This is a genomic window from Rickettsia endosymbiont of Oedothorax gibbosus (genome assembly GCF_936269705.1).
Taxonomy (GTDB): domain Bacteria; phylum Pseudomonadota; class Alphaproteobacteria; order Rickettsiales; family Rickettsiaceae; genus Tisiphia.
On sequence record NZ_OW370493.1, the window covers coordinates 558,612 to 574,103 of the forward strand.

Here is a 15,492-nt window from a genome sequence, read left to right on the forward strand (position 1 = left end):
TCTATATCTTATCCCGAACTGACGTTAATTCCTAATAACCTTTCTTTCCCAACAGTTGAGTGCTGTTTTGGCACTAAACCAAGCCATGCTGATAATTGTCTACCATTTTCAAAATTTGCTGCATTGCCAATTGAGGCTGTTAATGCCGTTGCAGTTATTAAACCTAACCCTGGTATTGCCATTAATTTAGCATGGTTCTCATTATTTTTAGCAATCTGATTTAATCGTTTTTCTAAATCTATAATTCTCTTATTATTATCTCTAAATTCTTCCAGTAATAAACAAAATGTTTCTTTACTCTTATTACTCAGTTTATTGCCGTCCATAGCTGTATTTACATGGCTAATTATTTTATTTACTCCTCTCGGTATAGTTACGCCAAATTCATGCAATAAACCCCTAATTTCATTTGCCAAAGCTGTACGATTTTTTACCAATCTTTCTCGAACCCGGTGAATAGACAAAACATCCTGTTGCTCTAACGACTTTATTGGTACAAATCTCATCGTAGGACGACCTACTGCTTCGCATATTGCTTCTGCATCTTTAAAATCATTTTTATTGCTTTTAAGTAAGCGTATGGTAAAGGTGGTCTTATAAAAGAAGGAAGATTGAAGTATTGTTCTGTGGTAGAAATAACAAAGGAATAATAGTATGAATAAGAGTAGGAGGGATATTACATCTGAACAAAAGAGGCAAATAATTTCAGAGTCATATGTGTCCGGGTGTGTTATATCACAAGTTGCTCAGTCTTATGGAATTTCAAAGGAGACATTATACGGATGGCGTAGTAGGGAAAGGAGAATAAGAGGTGAAGAGGCAGCAGTAAATAATTCAGGCAACAAATTTGTAGAATTATCAATACAGAAAACAACATTACAGGAGACAAAATGTATAATATTAAAAAAAGCTGAATTGACATTTAATGATTTTTCTTTATCAATTGAAGGTAATGTTAGTAGTAGTAAATTATTAGAGATAGTTAAAATATTGGATAGATCATGCTAGATATAGGGTATGATAGCAAGATATATCTTTGTACCGGTTGTACTGACATGCGTAAGGGGATTAACGGTTTATCAATACTGGCACAATCAATATTGTCAGATCAATTTCACAAGAGTGCCTTATTTGTATTTAGGGGTAAAAAGGCTGACCGGATAAAAATATTGTGGTGGGACGGACAAGGTTTTTGTTTATATTACAAATGTCTTGATAGCGGTAAATTTATATGGCCTAAGGTTGACGAGAAGCAATCTGTTGGAATTACCAAAGCCCAGCTATCAATGTTGATAGAAGCTATTGACTGGCGAAATCCAAAATGGTTTAATAGACCTCAATATGCTGGATAAAAATTTGATGTAAAAGTATATATTATATATAACAGTTATGGTTTTTGATTTAAACAATTTACCTAGTGATATACCAGTGTTGCATAAGATGCTTGCGGCATTAAATAATAATATACAGTCACTAATTACAGAGAATCAATCGCTAACTACAGAAAACCAGTCATTAACCACTGAGAATCAATCATTAAGAGAACAGCTGGCATTACTAAAAGCAAAGCGTTATGGGAAATCATCAGAAAAGCTAGATAAACAAATAGAGCAGATTGAGCTTAAAATAGAAGAAAATGAGCTTATTTTAGGATTTAAAACTGAGCAAGATAATGTTAATTCTGATAAGAGTATAGCTACTGTCGATGATAGTAAGCAGAAGCCAAAACGACAAAAATTACCGGAGCATTTACCAAGAGAAGCTGCGGTATTAAAACCTGTTGATCAATGTCCTGCATGTGGTGGAGTGGAATTTCGTAAGATAAGTGATGATATCTCAGAAACATTAGAATATGTTCCATCATCATTTAAGGTGATACGGCATGTAAGGCCACGCTGTGCCTGCACCCACTGTGAGAAGATAGTACAAGCCTACGCACCGTCAAAAGCCATTGATAAAGGTAAGCCGGGGTCTGGGTTACTGGCACATATATTAATTCAGAAATATTGCAATCATCTACCACTATATCGTCAGTCGCAAATTTACGAGAGAGAAGGAGTGGAGATTTCGAGGACAACAATGGCGAGTTGGGCGGGTCAGTGTGCTAGATTGCTAGAGCCAATAGCCAAAGCAATTCAACAATGTATCTTTTCGGGTAAACAGATACATGGTGATGATACACCTGTGAGGGTTCTAGCTCCTGGGATTGGTAAAACCAAGATCGGTAGAATATGGACCTATGTATCAGATGGTAGACCTCATGGGGATCAGTCTCCAGTTGCAGTTTGCTATTTTTATAGCCCTGATCGGAAAGGGACAAGACCGCTTGAGCATCTCAAAGATTTTACAGGAGTGCTGCATGCTGACGCTTATGCTGGTTATAACCAACTATATATCGATGATGAAAAATCAGCTGCTAAGATAAAGGAAGCAGCATGTTGGGCTCATGTACGCCGTAAGTTTTACGAAGTAACAATAGCAAATGATAAAGCCAATATTGCTATTGCTATATTGGAGCAGATTGGTAAAATTTATGGCATCGAAGCTGACATAAGAGGATTAGAAGCTGATAAGAGGCTAGAGGAACGACAGAAAAAATCTAAAGTACTGGTGGAAAAATTGTTTGCAGGTTTTAGGAAAGCATATGATCAACTGCCTAAAAAAAGCAGTACGGCAAAAGCTATTTCTTATGCTTTAAACAATCAGAACGCACTGATGAAATTTTTGGATGATGGTAAAATAGAAATTGACAACAACGCTGCAGAGCGTGCAATGAGATCAATTGCCATAGGACGAAAAAATTGGCTTTTTGCTGGATCAGACAATGGTGGTCATACTGCCGCTATTATCTATTCCATTATCGAAACTGCTAAATTAAATAACATCAATCCTTGGAAATATCTGCAAAAAGTGCTTGCAACAATTCAGGATTATAAAGCCAATAAAATTGCAGACCTCCTCCCTTGGAATATTATACTAGAATAAATAATATTTCTAGACCACCTTTACCATACGCTTACTTTCCACCAGTACTTTAGATTTTTTCTGTCGTTCCTCTAGCCTCTTATCAGCTTCTAATCCTCTTATGTCAGCTTCGATGCCATAAATTTTACCAATCTGCTCCAATATAGCAATAGCAATATTGGCTTTATCATTTGCTATTGTTACTTCGTAAAACTTACGGCGTACATGAGCCCAACATGCTGCTTCCTTTATCTTAGCAGCTGATTTTTCATCATCGATATATAGTTGGTTATAACCAGCATAAGCGTCAGCATGCAGCACTCCTGTAAAATCTTTGAGATGCTCAAGCGGTCTTGTCCCTTTCCGATCAGGGCTATAAAAATAGCAAACTGCAACTGGAGACTGATCCCCATGAGGTCTACCATCTGATACATAGGTCCATATTCTACCGATCTTGGTTTTACCAATCCCAGGAGCTAGAACCCTCACAGGTGTATCATCACCATGTATCTGTTTACCCGAAAAGATACATTGTTGAATTGCTTTGGCTATTGGCTCTAGCAATCTAGCACACTGACCCGCCCAACTCGCCATTGTTGTCCTCGAAATCTCCACTCCTTCTCTCTCGTAAATTTGCGACTGACGATATAGTGGTAGATGATTGCAATATTTCTGAATTAATATATGTGCCAGTAACCCAGACCCCGGCTTACCTTTATCAATGGCTTTTGACGGTGCGTAGGCTTGTACTATCTTCTCACAGTGGGTGCAGGCACAGCGTGGCCTTACATGCCGTATCACCTTAAATGATGATGGAACATATTCTAATGTTTCTGAGATATCATCACTTATCTTACGAAATTCCACTCCACCACATGCAGGACATTGATCAACAGGTTTTAATACCGCAGCTTCTCTTGGTAAATGCTCCGGTAATTTTTGTCGTTTTGGCTTCTGCTTACTATCATCGACAGTAGCTATACTCTTATCAGAATTAACATTATCTTGCTCAGTTTTAAATCCTAAAATAAGCTCATTTTCTTCTATTTTAAGCTCAATCTGCTCTATTTGTTTATCTAGCTTTTCTGATGATTTCCCATAACGCTTTGCTTTTAGTAATGCCAGCTGTTCTCTTAATGATTGATTCTCAGTGGTTAATGACTGGTTTTCTGTAGTTAGCGATTGATTCTCTGTAATTAGTGACTGTATATTATTATTTAATGCCGCAAGCATCTTATGCAACACTGGTATATCACTAGGTAAATTGTTTAAATCAAAAACCATAACTGTTATATATAATATATACTTTTACATCAAATTTTTATCCAGCATATTGAGGTCTATTAAACCACTTCGGATTACGCCAGTCAATAGCTTCTATCAACATTGATAGCTGGGCTTTAGTAATTCCAACAGATTGCTTCTCGTCAACCTTAGGCCATATAAATTTACCGCTATCAAGACATTTGTAATATAAACAAAAACCTTGTCCGTCCCACCACAATATTTTTATCCGGTCAGCCTTTTTACCCCTAAATACAAATAAGGCACTCTTGTGAAATTGATCTGACAATATTGATTGTGCCAGTATTGATAAACCGTTAATCCCCTTACGCATGTCAGTACAACCGGTACAAAGATATATCTTGCTATCATACCCTATATCTAGCATGATCTATCCAATATTTTAACTATCTCTAATAATTTACTACTACTAACATTACCTTCAATTGATAAAGAAAAATCATTAAATGTCAATTCAGCTTTTTTTAATATTATACATTTTGTCTCCTGTAATGTTGTTTTCTGTATTGATAATTCTACAAATTTGTTGCCTGAATTATTTACTGCTGCCTCTTCACCTCTTATTCTCCTTTCCCTACTACGCCATCCGTATAATGTCTCCTTTGAAATTCCATAAGACTGAGCAACTTGTGATATAACACACCCGGACACATATGACTCTGAAATTATTTGCCTCTTTTGTTCAGATGTAATATCCCTCCTACTCTTATTCATACTATTATTCCTTTGTTATTTCTACCACAGAACAATACTTCAATCTTCCTTCTTTTATAAGACCACCTTTACCATACGCTTACTTAAAAGCAATAAAAATGATTTTAAAGATGCAGAAGCAATATGCGAAGCAGTAGGTCGTCCTACGATGAGATTTGTACCAATAAAGTCGTTAGAGCAACAGGATGTTTTGTCTATTCACCGGGTTCGAGAAAGATTGGTAAAAAATCGCACAGCTTTGGCAAATGAAATTAGGGGTTTATTGCATGAATTTGGCGTAACTATACCGAGAGGAGTAAATAAAATAATTAGCCATGTAAATACAGCTATGGACGGCAATAAACTGAGTAATAAGAGTAAAGAAACATTTTGTTTATTACTGGAAGAATTTAGAGATAATAATAAGAGAATTATAGATTTAGAAAAACGATTAAATCAGATTGCTAAAAATAATGAGAACCATGCTAAATTAATGGCAATACCAGGGTTAGGTTTAATAACTGCAACGGCATTAACAGCCTCAATTGGCAATGCAGCAAATTTTGAAAATGGTAGACAATTATCAGCATGGCTTGGTTTAGTGCCAAAACAGCACTCAACTGTTGGGAAAGAAAGGTTATTAGGAATTAACGTCAGTTCGGGATAAGATATAGATGAAATAGTAATAGATAAAAGGATTGTCAAAAAGGAGTGCCTGCAGTATTTATATTTTTAAACAAAAAAACAAACTACAGGCATGAAAAAAGATATCACAGAATTATATAGTTTTATAGATGATTTTTGTAAAATTTATTTGGAGTATGAACAGAGAAAGTTATTACCATCAAATAAGCAAAGAAATCGCTGTTGTAGCATGAGTCTAAGTGAAATGTTAACAATAATAATTATGTTTCATACATCCTATGCTAAGAATTTTAAATTTTTCTATAAAAGTTATATAGAGTGCATGCATAAGGATGATTTTCCCAAAGCCTTGAGTTATAATAGATTTGTTGAATTAATGGCACGATTATTCATACCGCTAAATATGTTGATTCATTTGTTGTTTGGTGAGGAAACAGGTATTTATTTTATTGACTCTACAACGATTAAAGCTTGTCACAATAAAAGGCGTTATAGCAATAAAGTTTTTAAAGGATTAGCCAAACATAGTAAATCCTCTATGGGGTATTTTTATGGTTTTAAATTACATGTAATAATCAATAATAAAGGGGAGTTTATGGCATTAAAAGTGACCAAAGGCAATGTAGATGATAGGGTTCCAGTACCGGAGTTAACAAAAAGATTAACTGGAATTATAGCAGCTGATAAAGGTTATATTAAGCAAAATTTGTTCTTAAATTTATATGAAAGAGGCTTAAAAATGATTCATGGAATTAAGAAGAATATGGAAAATAAATTAATGGATTTGAAAGAAAAAATCTTACTTCGAAAGCGTAACTTAATTGAAACAGTTTTTGATTATCTAAAAAATAAAATGAACCTTGAACATACTAGACATAGATCACCAATAAATGCCTTTGTCCATATATTATCTACTCTTGTTGCTTACTCATTAAAGAAAAATAAACCTTCAACAAAATTTGATTTTAATCTACATGTTCACAATATCCTTATCCCGAATTGACGTAATTAGTAAAAGAGGCGACGTATATTTACGTAATTTATTAATCCATGGAGCCCGGTCTGTTTTTACAGCTAGGGTATTAAGAACTAAGAAATTGGATAAAGTAACAGGTGATAAGAGCAAATTCACTGATTGGATGTTTAGACTACAAGAGAGACGAGGTTATAATACTAGTGTAGTGGCGGTGGCAAATAAATTAGCAAGAGTAGTGTTTGCAGTACTAAGAAATGATCAGCCATATAGTGAAACAAAAGTATGTTACTAAAAGTTTAATATTAATTATTTTTATAAAGGTGGCTGATTTTTTAAAAATTTAAAAAAATAAGGTTTAAATTTTAAAAAATCAGCGGTTGGAATAAAATAATTAAAGTAAGGAATTCCTACCAAGGAATATGCGAGAGATGATAATATTGATGATGAATAAGACAAACCTTAGCTTATGAAAAAACTGTTTAACTCACAGGCTCAAATGAAGTCGTTAAGGTGATAATGTTAAAGTTCATAAGTTAGCGAATTCCATCAGGGCTATGGCACTTTATTGAGCCTTAAGTCGAATACATGACTGCATTTGCTTTTTTTCTGTCAAGTATTATTTTTTTCTTGCATTTTTGGGTAGTTCCATACATGTTGGACTTTGGACAAAATAATTTAGCCTATATTTAGCAACTTATAATTTATCTTTTATGTAAAATAATTTACCTAAAATTGTAAAAATATTAACTATAGATTAATAATAATCTTAGAAAGATAACTCAGAATACTAGTTTTTTATCAAACTTTCTATTTTGTGAAAAAACAGGGATTTTTGTCCAAAGTCCAAATACATGAGTTGGTAAGAAAAAGTTATAAATTTATGCGAAAAATTATAAACTAAGTTCACTGTGTGAACCAAGGCGAATTAATTTCAGCGTGTAATCATCCGACTTCTGATAGATAAGCACAAGATCGGATTTAATATGACAATCTCGGCAATCTTTCCAATCACCGATGAGAGGATGCTCACGCATGCATTTAGGTAATTGTGCATCAATGACTAACAATTCAATCGCTTTCGATAAATCATTATCCAAAGTTACGCCATGTTGTCTACGTTTTTCTCTTGTATAATCACGTTTAAATTGTGTAGTACGCTTAATCGTTCGCATTTAAATCAGTTAATAAATTATTTATGCTACCAATAGTTATTAGTTTACCACTTCGTGCGGCTTTTATAGCCTCAATTGTTTTAGCATTTGGTACAAGTGGATCAAAAGGCAAGGCTTTTTCGCGTGCAATACGGGTTAGAAGCATACGAAAAGCATCTGATACAGTAAGCCCCATAGTTGATAGTACAATAGAAGCTTCCTCTTTTATATTCTCATCAATGCGAGCACGAACAGTAGTATTAACAGCCATGATAATTCTCCATTTTATAGTTTCTAAGCTAGATTGTAGCTCAGAAAGTATAAAAGAGTCAATTAATATAAAAGAAATATACCAAATTTGATTTTACAGAAACAGATTCAGATAAAACTTTATCAAAAATGTAAAGAGTTAAACGATAAGGGGGTGTATTTCATGCTTTCAAATTCTAATTTTCAGTTTATAAAGCATATATATAAAGATTTTTATATAGAAGATTATAGAAGCACCACGCACTATTAATTGTAAAGCTAATGGCAGGAAAAATGCAGAAGAGGTTTTGATTAGAAATTATCAATAAAACACAAGATGGTTCAACTGCAAATAAAACTGAATTTATAACTTGGACGAATAAACAAAATATCTAGGTAATTATTAATTGAACTCTATAGTTTCAATTTAACAGATATTAATTAAAAACCCCAGATTTATTATTGATGACTTTTGGTGTCCCCAGTTATTTCAATCAGCTATTAGTTGAGGGAGTGGGACACCTCAAGTTTGTCTATTTATAATGAGTTATTTATGTTATAAGTTGTTATATCAAGTAGTGTTATTTTAATTTAATAATATAATCAAAATTATAGAATAGTTATGAATACAAAACAAAAAGATAAGGTACTTAGTTGTTTAGATATAGCTAATTATTTTTTAGTTTTAGTAGATAGAGAAGCCGGCGATGCCATAACCCAGCTAAAGCTGTACAAACTAATATATTTTGCTCAAGGGATAAATCTTGCTTTATTTGACGAACTACTTTTTGAAGAAGAGATTGAAGCATGGACACATGGACCAGTAGCACCAGCTTTGCGTTCAACATTCGGTATTTTTGAAGCTAATATCATTCCTACACCTAGAGAAATAGATTTTGATATTTATAGCCAAAAGCAGAAAGGATTAATTTATAAAGTCTATTCTCTTTATGGTGAGCATACAGCTGCCTATTTACGTAATTTAACACATACACATTCTATTTGGTGTAAAGCTATTATGTGTGACAATAAAATTATTACGAAAGAAGAAATGCATAAGTTTTTTCAAACTGATGTAATAAAGGATATTAAAGATTATCTGTTATCAATTTCAAAAGAAGATATTGCCCAAATAGAAAACGCTGAAGATCAATGGTGGATGAATTATGATAGCATAGTTCCTGCAGAAGATATTACGAAACAGCTTTTAAAAGCAAAGAAAAGGAAAGAAATTGACAGTCATCTATTGGTCTAATGAGGCACTTGAGCAAAGACAATTCTGGAAGCATACGGATACTAAAATAGATAAACGAATTCAGAAGCTGCTAGATAATATTCTCCTAACACCCTATGATGGGATAGGAAAGCCTGAGCCTTTAAAACATAAATTAAGCGGTTTTTGGTCTAGAAGAATAGATCAGAAGCATAGATTGGTATATTTTTTTAATGAGGAAACGAAAATTATCCAGATAGAGAGTTGTAAAGGACATTATTATGAATAAACCTGTTTAATTTACAAAAAGGTAAAAATTTTGTTCTAAAACGATTAATCTTCTTAAAAAAATTTTAGTAAAAGCTTCTATCGTCCAATTTTGCAAACTTTAGATTAAATATGCTAGGTAAGACTCAAAGTTACAGTTAAACATTACCTATGTCTATCAATCAAAACTCTAGAAGGCTATAGAATATGAGTGGTAGAAGCAAAAAAGTATAAGAAAAAGCTATAAGTCAAAACTTACGCTATGTTTTACGACAAGTGCCGTAGTATTAGGGTATTATTAAAATTATTCACTGCGAGGGCATGACTTTTGGTCAAGGTTTTTAGTCATACTTGAGATAACATAGCGTAAGTTTTGATAAAATTACCATCATTCTATTTTAAAGAAAAGTTATTTTATAATCTCAACCTATAAATGTATTAATTAAAAAAACAACTTAAATTATATTAGTAAAAAATATGATGTAAAAATATCACGAAACATGATGCAAAGTATGATTTTCTATGCTATAATAAATCCTCTGAAACACAGGTACTATAGAGGTTTATGTGAGAAAAATCACCGTCAAATTTAACAAGTCAAAAGATATCGAAAATCTTAAAAAAATCATGAGAAATGTTTACGCGAGTAATAGTGATCATTTACCGGATATTGCTAAATTTCATTTGGGCGAGAAAATTTTTATACCAAATCAGGTAGATAGAGCAGAGTTGCACATAATAACTGCCAACGGCACTGACATTATAACATTTTCTAAGGCAGCACTAAGCTTTTATCTTGGCACTCAACATCCTTTCACTAAAATAGCCATGACCTCTGAGGATGATGGTAACTATATTGTCCTACCCTGGAACTTAGATAACCGAGTTGGTAGAGATAATCTAAAAAACCTAATAAACCGGATTCCTAGCAATGTTAGAGAACTAAAATATATCATATATGTTAATCATCAGGACAACCTAAGTAGCCTTAGTCTTGAGAATAGCAAAGATTTAAGCCAAAGCCTAACCTCACTCGCTAGTTTACACCTATCGGATATTATGGCAGAAGATGAAACCGAGAACTTGCTGAATAAAATAGGTGATTTAGAACAACGTCTAAGAGAAAGAGATAATATTGTTAATAATTTAACTACGCAAGTAGCTAACTTACAAACTCAAGCACGATCTGTCTCTGCAAACCAGTCTTGGACAGTTGCATTACCAAATAACTTAGGTAATCTCAATGCACCAACCTCGAGTTTGGATTTTGACGGTATTAAAGCAAATCTATCAGGCTGGAAATCTTATGCTAACATTAGCGATGTTGTCGGCAATGTTACCATTGATCTTGTTAATAAAAAACTAATTATTGATGGTAGTTGTAATAGTATTAATGCTTCTTAAGCCCAATAGGTATAATATTTAGAGATTTATATGATAGCAATATTAAGTGCCTTTATGGGGTTTTTCAGTAGTTTTATACCGGAGATTTTGCATTTTCTCAAGGATAAAAAGGACAAAGAACATGAACTTAAATTAATTGATTTGCAATTAAAAGCTTTAAAAACTGGTCATAGTGCTAGGCTTGAGGAAATCCAAATTAAGGCTGATAATGATGAAAGTAAGTATTTGTATCAATATGCTGGTATGCAAATAGCTAGTAACAGCAATAATGGTAATTGGTTTGATTTTTTAGCTACCAGTGTTAGACCAATGATTACTTATATATTTTTTCTGCTCTATGTAGCATTAAAATTAGCTATCTTCATAAAATTTGGTGGATCAGTTGACACCCTATGGAGTAGTGAGGATCAAGGAATATTTTGTGCAGTTATTGGTTTTTGGTTTGGTCATCGAGCTTTTGGCAGATACCGAGTGAATGGTAACAATAATGGTCATACCTATAGCAATGGTAATGGTTACCCCTATATCAATGGTAGTAGTAATGGTAAAGTTAATGGTTACAAATATTGATAGCAATAGTAAAGCAGAATATATAATTAAGAGCTTTGAAGGACTAAGATTGCAACCATATTACTGCCTAGCTGGTTTAAAAACTATTGGTTGGGGGCATGTGATAAAAGAATACGAACAACAACAAATGTCTGATGGTATATCGCGGGAACATGCTGATTACTTGCTAGAGCAGGATATAGAACAAGCTAAATATGCCATTTATCGATATTGTCGCGTACCATTAAACTACTGCCAAGAGGGAGCTTTGATATCGTTCGTCTTCAATTGTGGAGCTGGTGCCTTTCAAGCTTCCAGTTTACGACAGAAGCTGTTAAGGGGTGAATATTTATCAGCTGCCGATGAATTTCCTAAATGGGTTTATGCCCGTGGTGTTAAGCTTAAAGGTTTAGTTAAAAGACGATTAGTAGAGAGAGAAATATTTTTACATAATACCAACTCCTAAAATTAGTTATCACGTCGTTGCACTTCATGTTCTACGGTACTCACATACTAAATGTACGCTCCGCTCTTCGACATTTATACTGCGAGTAGCAACTTAATTTTAGGATTATAAAAAAAGCATTATGCAAAGAGGATGAAGAAATGAAAGCCACAAGAATAAAAATAGAAAAAAACCAAAAGCAACATCAAGATCAAAACATTGTTAGTTTGAGCAAAAAGAAAAATAAACCTCTAGAGATTGTTTTAAATGATACTGTAAAACATACTCCATCCTCACCTGAAGTGATGCCACAAACTGTTGAGCAGGCAAGAAAACACTATGCTATTTTTAGTGATCATGAAAATGTTGCCAGCCAAAATATCATTGAAGCAAATGAGTCAATAGCTGAAAAAGTGAACGAGCTGCATAAGTTGGAGAAGATACATCAACAGCTACTCTGCACGGAAGATAGTCTAAAGCTAGAAGTAATGAACTACATGCAATTCCATATTTACCTAAAAATGGGCGATCATGTTCTTGTCTCGTGGAAGAACTGTATCCGTAGAACATTTGACCTACCAAGATTCAAAGGTGATTACCCTGAGTTATATAGTGAATATGTCAAAGAAATCTCTCCAAGGCTCTTTAGGCTTTATTAAGATTTGCTGATATTGTTAACTAAGACTTAATATTTCTACTTTTAATATTATTTTTTTTTGCTATCATCAATTAGCCAAGCCATTAAAAATAATAAAATGATAGGGTACAAGGAAGAACAAATAAGTTTAATAAAAGAACAAAAAGAAACTGTGGGGTTACTATCAATAGGAACCTTCCTTGAATATTTTGATCTGATGATATATGTACACATGGCAGTATTTCTTAATGACTTATTTTTTCCAAAAACTGATCCACACACTGCTACTTTGTATTTTGCAGCTACTTTTTGTGCAACTTATATACTTAGACCATTAGGAGCTTTAATATTTGGATGGATAGGTGATAATATAGGGCGTAAGCCAACAGTTATCATCACAACTATTACAATGTCTTTATCATGTATTGTTATGGCTAATCTGCCTACTTATGAACAAATAGGAAGTCTAGCAGCTTGGGTAGCGATTATATGCCGGGCTGTTCAAGGTATGTCTTCTATGGGCGAAATAGTGGGGGCAAAACTTTATTTAACTGAAATGCTTAATCCACCTATACAGTATGCAACTGTTGGATTGATAAGTGTTTTTGCTGTCCTAGGAACATTAGGTGCTTTAGGAGTTGTGTTGCTTGTTACTTCTGATATTTTTAACTGGCGTGTAGCATTTTGGATAGGTGCAATAGTTGCATTTATTGGTTCTGTTGCAAGAAACAAACTTAGAGAAGCCCCTGAATTTGCTGATGCCAAACGTCGAATAAAAAGAGTTTTTGAAAAAACTAATACAGATATAAATATTTTACAAGACAATCCTATTTGGCAAGAAAAAGTTAATAAAAAAACCGTACTAGCTTTCTTTTTATTACAATGTGCTTTACCGGTATGTGTTTATTTTATTTATATATATTGTGGTAACATTTTAAAAACTAGCTTTAGTTACACACTATCCGAAGTTATTTATCATAATTTTATTGTCTGTCTAATGGATATGTTAACCACATTAATATTATGTTATTTAAGTTTAAAAGTGTATCCATTATTAATTGTGAAAATTATACTGTTAATATTTTCTATTTTTATGATATTTTGTCCGTATTTATTAAATAATATTAATTCTCCTTATCAGTTATTTTTTATTCAATTCTTTATAGTTTTATGGAAGCAATGCTTAAGCCCTGCTATTCCCATTTGTTTAAAAAGCTTTCCTATATTTAAACGTTTTACCTATGCTAGCATGACATTTGCTGTGTCTCATGCTGTGATATATGTTATTAGCTCGTTTGGTTTTATCTACCTTATTGAGTGTTTTGGCTATTGGGGAATATGGTTTATTATGGTTCCTATAATTATTGGTTTTGTTTACGGATTATTGCATTTTGAAAATCTGGCAAAAGCATCTAAAAATTATCCATATAAGAAATTTCATAGCCTAAAGGCAGTGGGATAATAGACAAATTATTGTGACATAGCTTGATTAATTGTTGTTCTGCTGTTGGTATTTCCAAATATGCACAAAGAGTTATAAAATGTCCCATAGTTTCCTTGATGATCTTCATTGCCTTTTCTGGTGATTTAATTCCTAGTGTTTGTAAGTTATGAATGCGATCAAATAATTTAATCAATATCACATCATATTGTTCTTGTTTAAATAATAAATCTAAAGTCTCTTTAGCACTGATCTTACCATAAGGCTTGACTCTTGTTAGACCTTCCACTTTGCTAGCAACTTGACTACCAAAAATTAGAGCGATCATCTCTTCAGTAAGTATGGTATCTTCGATCGTGTCATGCAGTAAACTAATAACTATCATGTCAGTTTTAAATAATTTGGGAATTTCTTGGGCTGTGTATTTACTAACCAGGTAAGCTACTTTTATTGGATGAGAATAATAGGGTTCGCCTGATTGTCGAATTTGCTTGCCATGATATTTCTTAGCATAATAGATAGCTTTAGTAATTTCGTTAATATCTACTGGATGAGTTGCTTGTTTGTTTAGCTGAGATAGTTTACACAGTAAACTATCAGAATATTTGCAAGATTCAAACTTTATTTGCCAATTATGCAAGTCTTCCATAAAATACCTCTCCATTATTTTAATGGTAAATTAGACTAAACTAAAAATACTGCCAATAATTTTGTGATATCTTTTTTATTGGACTTTGGACAAAATACCCTATTTTTTTACAAAATAGTAAGTTTTATAAAAAACTAGTATTTTTAGCTAACTTTTTAAAAAGTTTATCAATCTATAGTTAATATTTTTGCAATCTCAAGTAAATTACTTTATATCTCATATAGATTATAAGTTGCTAAATATAGGCTAAATTATTTTGTCCAAAGTCCAATTTTTTAAGTTATTTGGGAATTTGTAACAATAGCTTTTCAATTGCCTGCTCATAAGTGATAAGTTCTGATAAAGTCCAATTAAACTGGTTAAAAATATCATAGGCGTTATTTATCTTAGTACTAATAGTAGCTGTATTAAGTCTCTTATTAGATAACAACTCTATTAGCTTTTTTTCCTGGGTCTTTTTATATTTCTCATGGTTGGCGGTACCAAATTCTGCTATATTATGCATACTTCTAGTCCGTATTTGTATTTCTATGTTACGGTCATAGAAACCATCTACAACTATGACATGCAAGGAACGGTAACCATTATTCTTAGGATTGGCAATATAGTTTTTAGTCCTCTTCATATTAATGGGATAGATTTTATAAAGAATAACCCATACTTTATAACAGTCATATTGCTTATTAACTATAATCCTAAAACCAATTAGGTCAGTTAATTCTTTCACAGAGATAGCCTTTCTTAACATCTTATTTAAAGCAGAACAAGGGTCTTTTAATCTGCAATGTATTTCAGCTGCTACATCATTTTTACGCAGGTTAGTACTAATATTATCTATAATGTTACGTAAATCTTTAGTAGTAGTATCTTGCATAATTAATACTATACTAAAAGGAATCTTGGA

At 32.8% G+C, this 15,492-nt stretch carries 19 protein-coding genes and 2 pseudogenes; 13 read left to right on the forward strand and 8 right to left on the reverse strand.

Annotated features, from left to right (window positions below; all coding sequences use genetic code 11):
- Nucleotides 1-23 precede the first annotated feature (23 nt).
- Nucleotides 24-572, reverse strand: a pseudogene (locus NBW66_RS03115) (IS110 family RNA-guided transposase); the annotation flags it as partial.
- An 82-nt stretch (nucleotides 573-654) separates the two neighbouring features.
- On the opposite strand from NBW66_RS03115, the gene NBW66_RS03120 reads away from it, so the two are divergent.
- From NBW66_RS03120 to tnpC (NBW66_RS03130), 3 genes are read left to right on the forward strand one after another with little or no spacing between them, the layout of a single operon-like run.
- Nucleotides 655-1,008 carry a transposase gene (locus NBW66_RS03120; RefSeq protein WP_250311719.1) on the forward strand — a complete coding sequence of 118 codons (354 nt, stop codon included), beginning with the start codon at nucleotides 655-657 and terminating at the stop codon, nucleotides 1,006-1,008.
- Nucleotides 1,002-1,352, forward strand: coding sequence for an IS66 family insertion sequence element accessory protein TnpB (gene tnpB / locus NBW66_RS03125; protein WP_250311006.1), 351 nt, complete (start codon nucleotides 1,002-1,004; stop codon nucleotides 1,350-1,352). The genes NBW66_RS03120 and tnpB (NBW66_RS03125) overlap by 7 nt, the downstream gene beginning before the upstream one ends.
- A 37-nt stretch (nucleotides 1,353-1,389) precedes the next feature.
- Complete coding sequence (tnpC, locus tag NBW66_RS03130; protein WP_410525809.1) at nucleotides 1,390-2,985, forward strand: IS66 family transposase; 1,596 nt, start codon at nucleotides 1,390-1,392, stop codon at nucleotides 2,983-2,985.
- Nucleotides 2,986-2,994: 9 nt separating this feature from the next.
- Here tnpC (NBW66_RS03130) and tnpC (NBW66_RS03135) read toward each other — a convergent pair whose 3' ends face one another.
- Genes tnpC (NBW66_RS03135) through NBW66_RS03145 form a run of 3 tightly spaced genes read right to left on the reverse strand, consistent with a single transcriptional unit; the run spans nucleotide 2,995 to nucleotide 4,983 of the window.
- The gene (tnpC, locus tag NBW66_RS03135) at nucleotides 2,995-4,248 is read right to left on the reverse strand and encodes an IS66 family transposase (protein ID WP_250311720.1); all 1,254 of its coding nucleotides are present in this window, start codon (nucleotides 4,246-4,248) and stop codon (nucleotides 2,995-2,997) included.
- Nucleotides 4,249-4,285: 37 nt separating this feature from the next.
- Entirely contained in the window at nucleotides 4,286-4,636 is a 351-nt protein-coding gene (gene tnpB, locus NBW66_RS03140) for an IS66 family insertion sequence element accessory protein TnpB (RefSeq protein WP_250311006.1), read from the reverse strand.
- Nucleotides 4,630-4,983, reverse strand: a complete 354-nt coding sequence (locus NBW66_RS03145; RefSeq protein WP_250311719.1) for a transposase — start codon at nucleotides 4,981-4,983, stop codon at nucleotides 4,630-4,632. The genes tnpB (NBW66_RS03140) and NBW66_RS03145 overlap by 7 nt, the downstream gene beginning before the upstream one ends.
- An 82-nt stretch (nucleotides 4,984-5,065) precedes the next feature.
- Here NBW66_RS03145 and NBW66_RS03150 point away from each other — a divergent pair.
- The 3 genes and pseudogenes from NBW66_RS03150 to NBW66_RS03160 all read left to right on the forward strand — a co-directional run.
- Nucleotides 5,066-5,614, forward strand: a pseudogene (locus NBW66_RS03150) (IS110 family RNA-guided transposase); the annotation flags it as partial.
- Nucleotides 5,615-5,719: 105 nt separating this feature from the next.
- Nucleotides 5,720-6,610, forward strand: a complete 891-nt coding sequence (locus NBW66_RS03155) for an IS982 family transposase (RefSeq protein ID WP_250310582.1) — start codon at nucleotides 5,720-5,722, stop codon at nucleotides 6,608-6,610.
- Nucleotides 6,611-6,704: 94 nt separating this feature from the next.
- The gene (locus NBW66_RS03160) at nucleotides 6,705-6,875 is read left to right on the forward strand and encodes a hypothetical protein (RefSeq protein WP_250311721.1); all 171 of its coding nucleotides are present in this window, start codon (nucleotides 6,705-6,707) and stop codon (nucleotides 6,873-6,875) included.
- 598 nt (nucleotides 6,876-7,473) lie between these two features.
- On the opposite strand, the gene NBW66_RS03165 is transcribed toward NBW66_RS03160, so the two are convergent.
- Together NBW66_RS03165 and NBW66_RS03170 are read right to left on the reverse strand one after the other, a co-directional pair.
- The gene (locus tag NBW66_RS03165) at nucleotides 7,474-7,755 is read right to left on the reverse strand and encodes a type II toxin-antitoxin system YafQ family toxin (protein WP_250311722.1); all 282 of its coding nucleotides are present in this window, start codon (nucleotides 7,753-7,755) and stop codon (nucleotides 7,474-7,476) included.
- Nucleotides 7,742-8,005: a type II toxin-antitoxin system RelB/DinJ family antitoxin gene (locus tag NBW66_RS03170; protein WP_250311723.1), complete on the reverse strand. Its 264-nt coding sequence runs from the start codon at nucleotides 8,003-8,005 to the stop codon at nucleotides 7,742-7,744. The genes NBW66_RS03165 and NBW66_RS03170 overlap by 14 nt, the downstream gene beginning before the upstream one ends.
- A 600-nt stretch (nucleotides 8,006-8,605) precedes the next feature.
- Here NBW66_RS03170 and NBW66_RS03175 point away from each other — a divergent pair.
- The 7 genes from NBW66_RS03175 to NBW66_RS03205 all read left to right on the forward strand — a co-directional run bounded on the left by NBW66_RS03175 (nucleotide 8,606) and on the right by NBW66_RS03205 (nucleotide 13,960).
- Nucleotides 8,606-9,238: a Panacea domain-containing protein gene (locus NBW66_RS03175; RefSeq protein WP_250311724.1), complete on the forward strand. Its 633-nt coding sequence runs from the start codon at nucleotides 8,606-8,608 to the stop codon at nucleotides 9,236-9,238.
- Entirely contained in the window at nucleotides 9,216-9,485 is a 270-nt protein-coding gene (locus tag NBW66_RS03180) for a Txe/YoeB family addiction module toxin (protein ID WP_250311725.1), read from the forward strand. Before NBW66_RS03175 ends, NBW66_RS03180 begins: the two co-directional genes overlap by 23 nt.
- 545 nt (nucleotides 9,486-10,030) lie before the next feature.
- Nucleotides 10,031-10,867, forward strand: coding sequence for a hypothetical protein (locus NBW66_RS03185; protein WP_250311726.1), 837 nt, complete (start codon nucleotides 10,031-10,033; stop codon nucleotides 10,865-10,867).
- Between the two features lie 30 nt (nucleotides 10,868-10,897).
- The gene (locus NBW66_RS03190; RefSeq protein ID WP_250311727.1) at nucleotides 10,898-11,437 is read left to right on the forward strand and encodes a hypothetical protein; all 540 of its coding nucleotides are present in this window, start codon (nucleotides 10,898-10,900) and stop codon (nucleotides 11,435-11,437) included.
- The gene (locus NBW66_RS03195; protein WP_250311728.1) at nucleotides 11,421-11,882 is read left to right on the forward strand and encodes a lysozyme; all 462 of its coding nucleotides are present in this window, start codon (nucleotides 11,421-11,423) and stop codon (nucleotides 11,880-11,882) included. Before NBW66_RS03190 ends, NBW66_RS03195 begins: the two co-directional genes overlap by 17 nt.
- A 140-nt stretch (nucleotides 11,883-12,022) precedes the next feature.
- The gene (locus NBW66_RS03200; protein ID WP_250311729.1) at nucleotides 12,023-12,520 is read left to right on the forward strand and encodes a hypothetical protein; all 498 of its coding nucleotides are present in this window, start codon (nucleotides 12,023-12,025) and stop codon (nucleotides 12,518-12,520) included.
- A gap of 96 nt (nucleotides 12,521-12,616) precedes the next feature.
- Nucleotides 12,617-13,960, forward strand: coding sequence for an MFS transporter (locus NBW66_RS03205; RefSeq protein ID WP_250312251.1), 1,344 nt, complete (start codon nucleotides 12,617-12,619; stop codon nucleotides 13,958-13,960).
- On the opposite strand, the gene NBW66_RS03210 is transcribed toward NBW66_RS03205, so the two are convergent.
- Together NBW66_RS03210 and NBW66_RS03215 are read right to left on the reverse strand one after the other, a co-directional pair.
- Complete coding sequence (locus NBW66_RS03210) at nucleotides 13,911-14,588, reverse strand: HD domain-containing protein (RefSeq protein ID WP_250311730.1); 678 nt, start codon at nucleotides 14,586-14,588, stop codon at nucleotides 13,911-13,913. The genes NBW66_RS03205 and NBW66_RS03210 overlap by 50 nt on opposite strands.
- Before the next feature lie 280 nt (nucleotides 14,589-14,868).
- Nucleotides 14,869-15,462, reverse strand: a complete 594-nt coding sequence (locus NBW66_RS03215; protein WP_250311731.1) for a nucleotidyltransferase family protein — start codon at nucleotides 15,460-15,462, stop codon at nucleotides 14,869-14,871.
- Nucleotides 15,463-15,492: the final 30 nt, after the last annotated feature.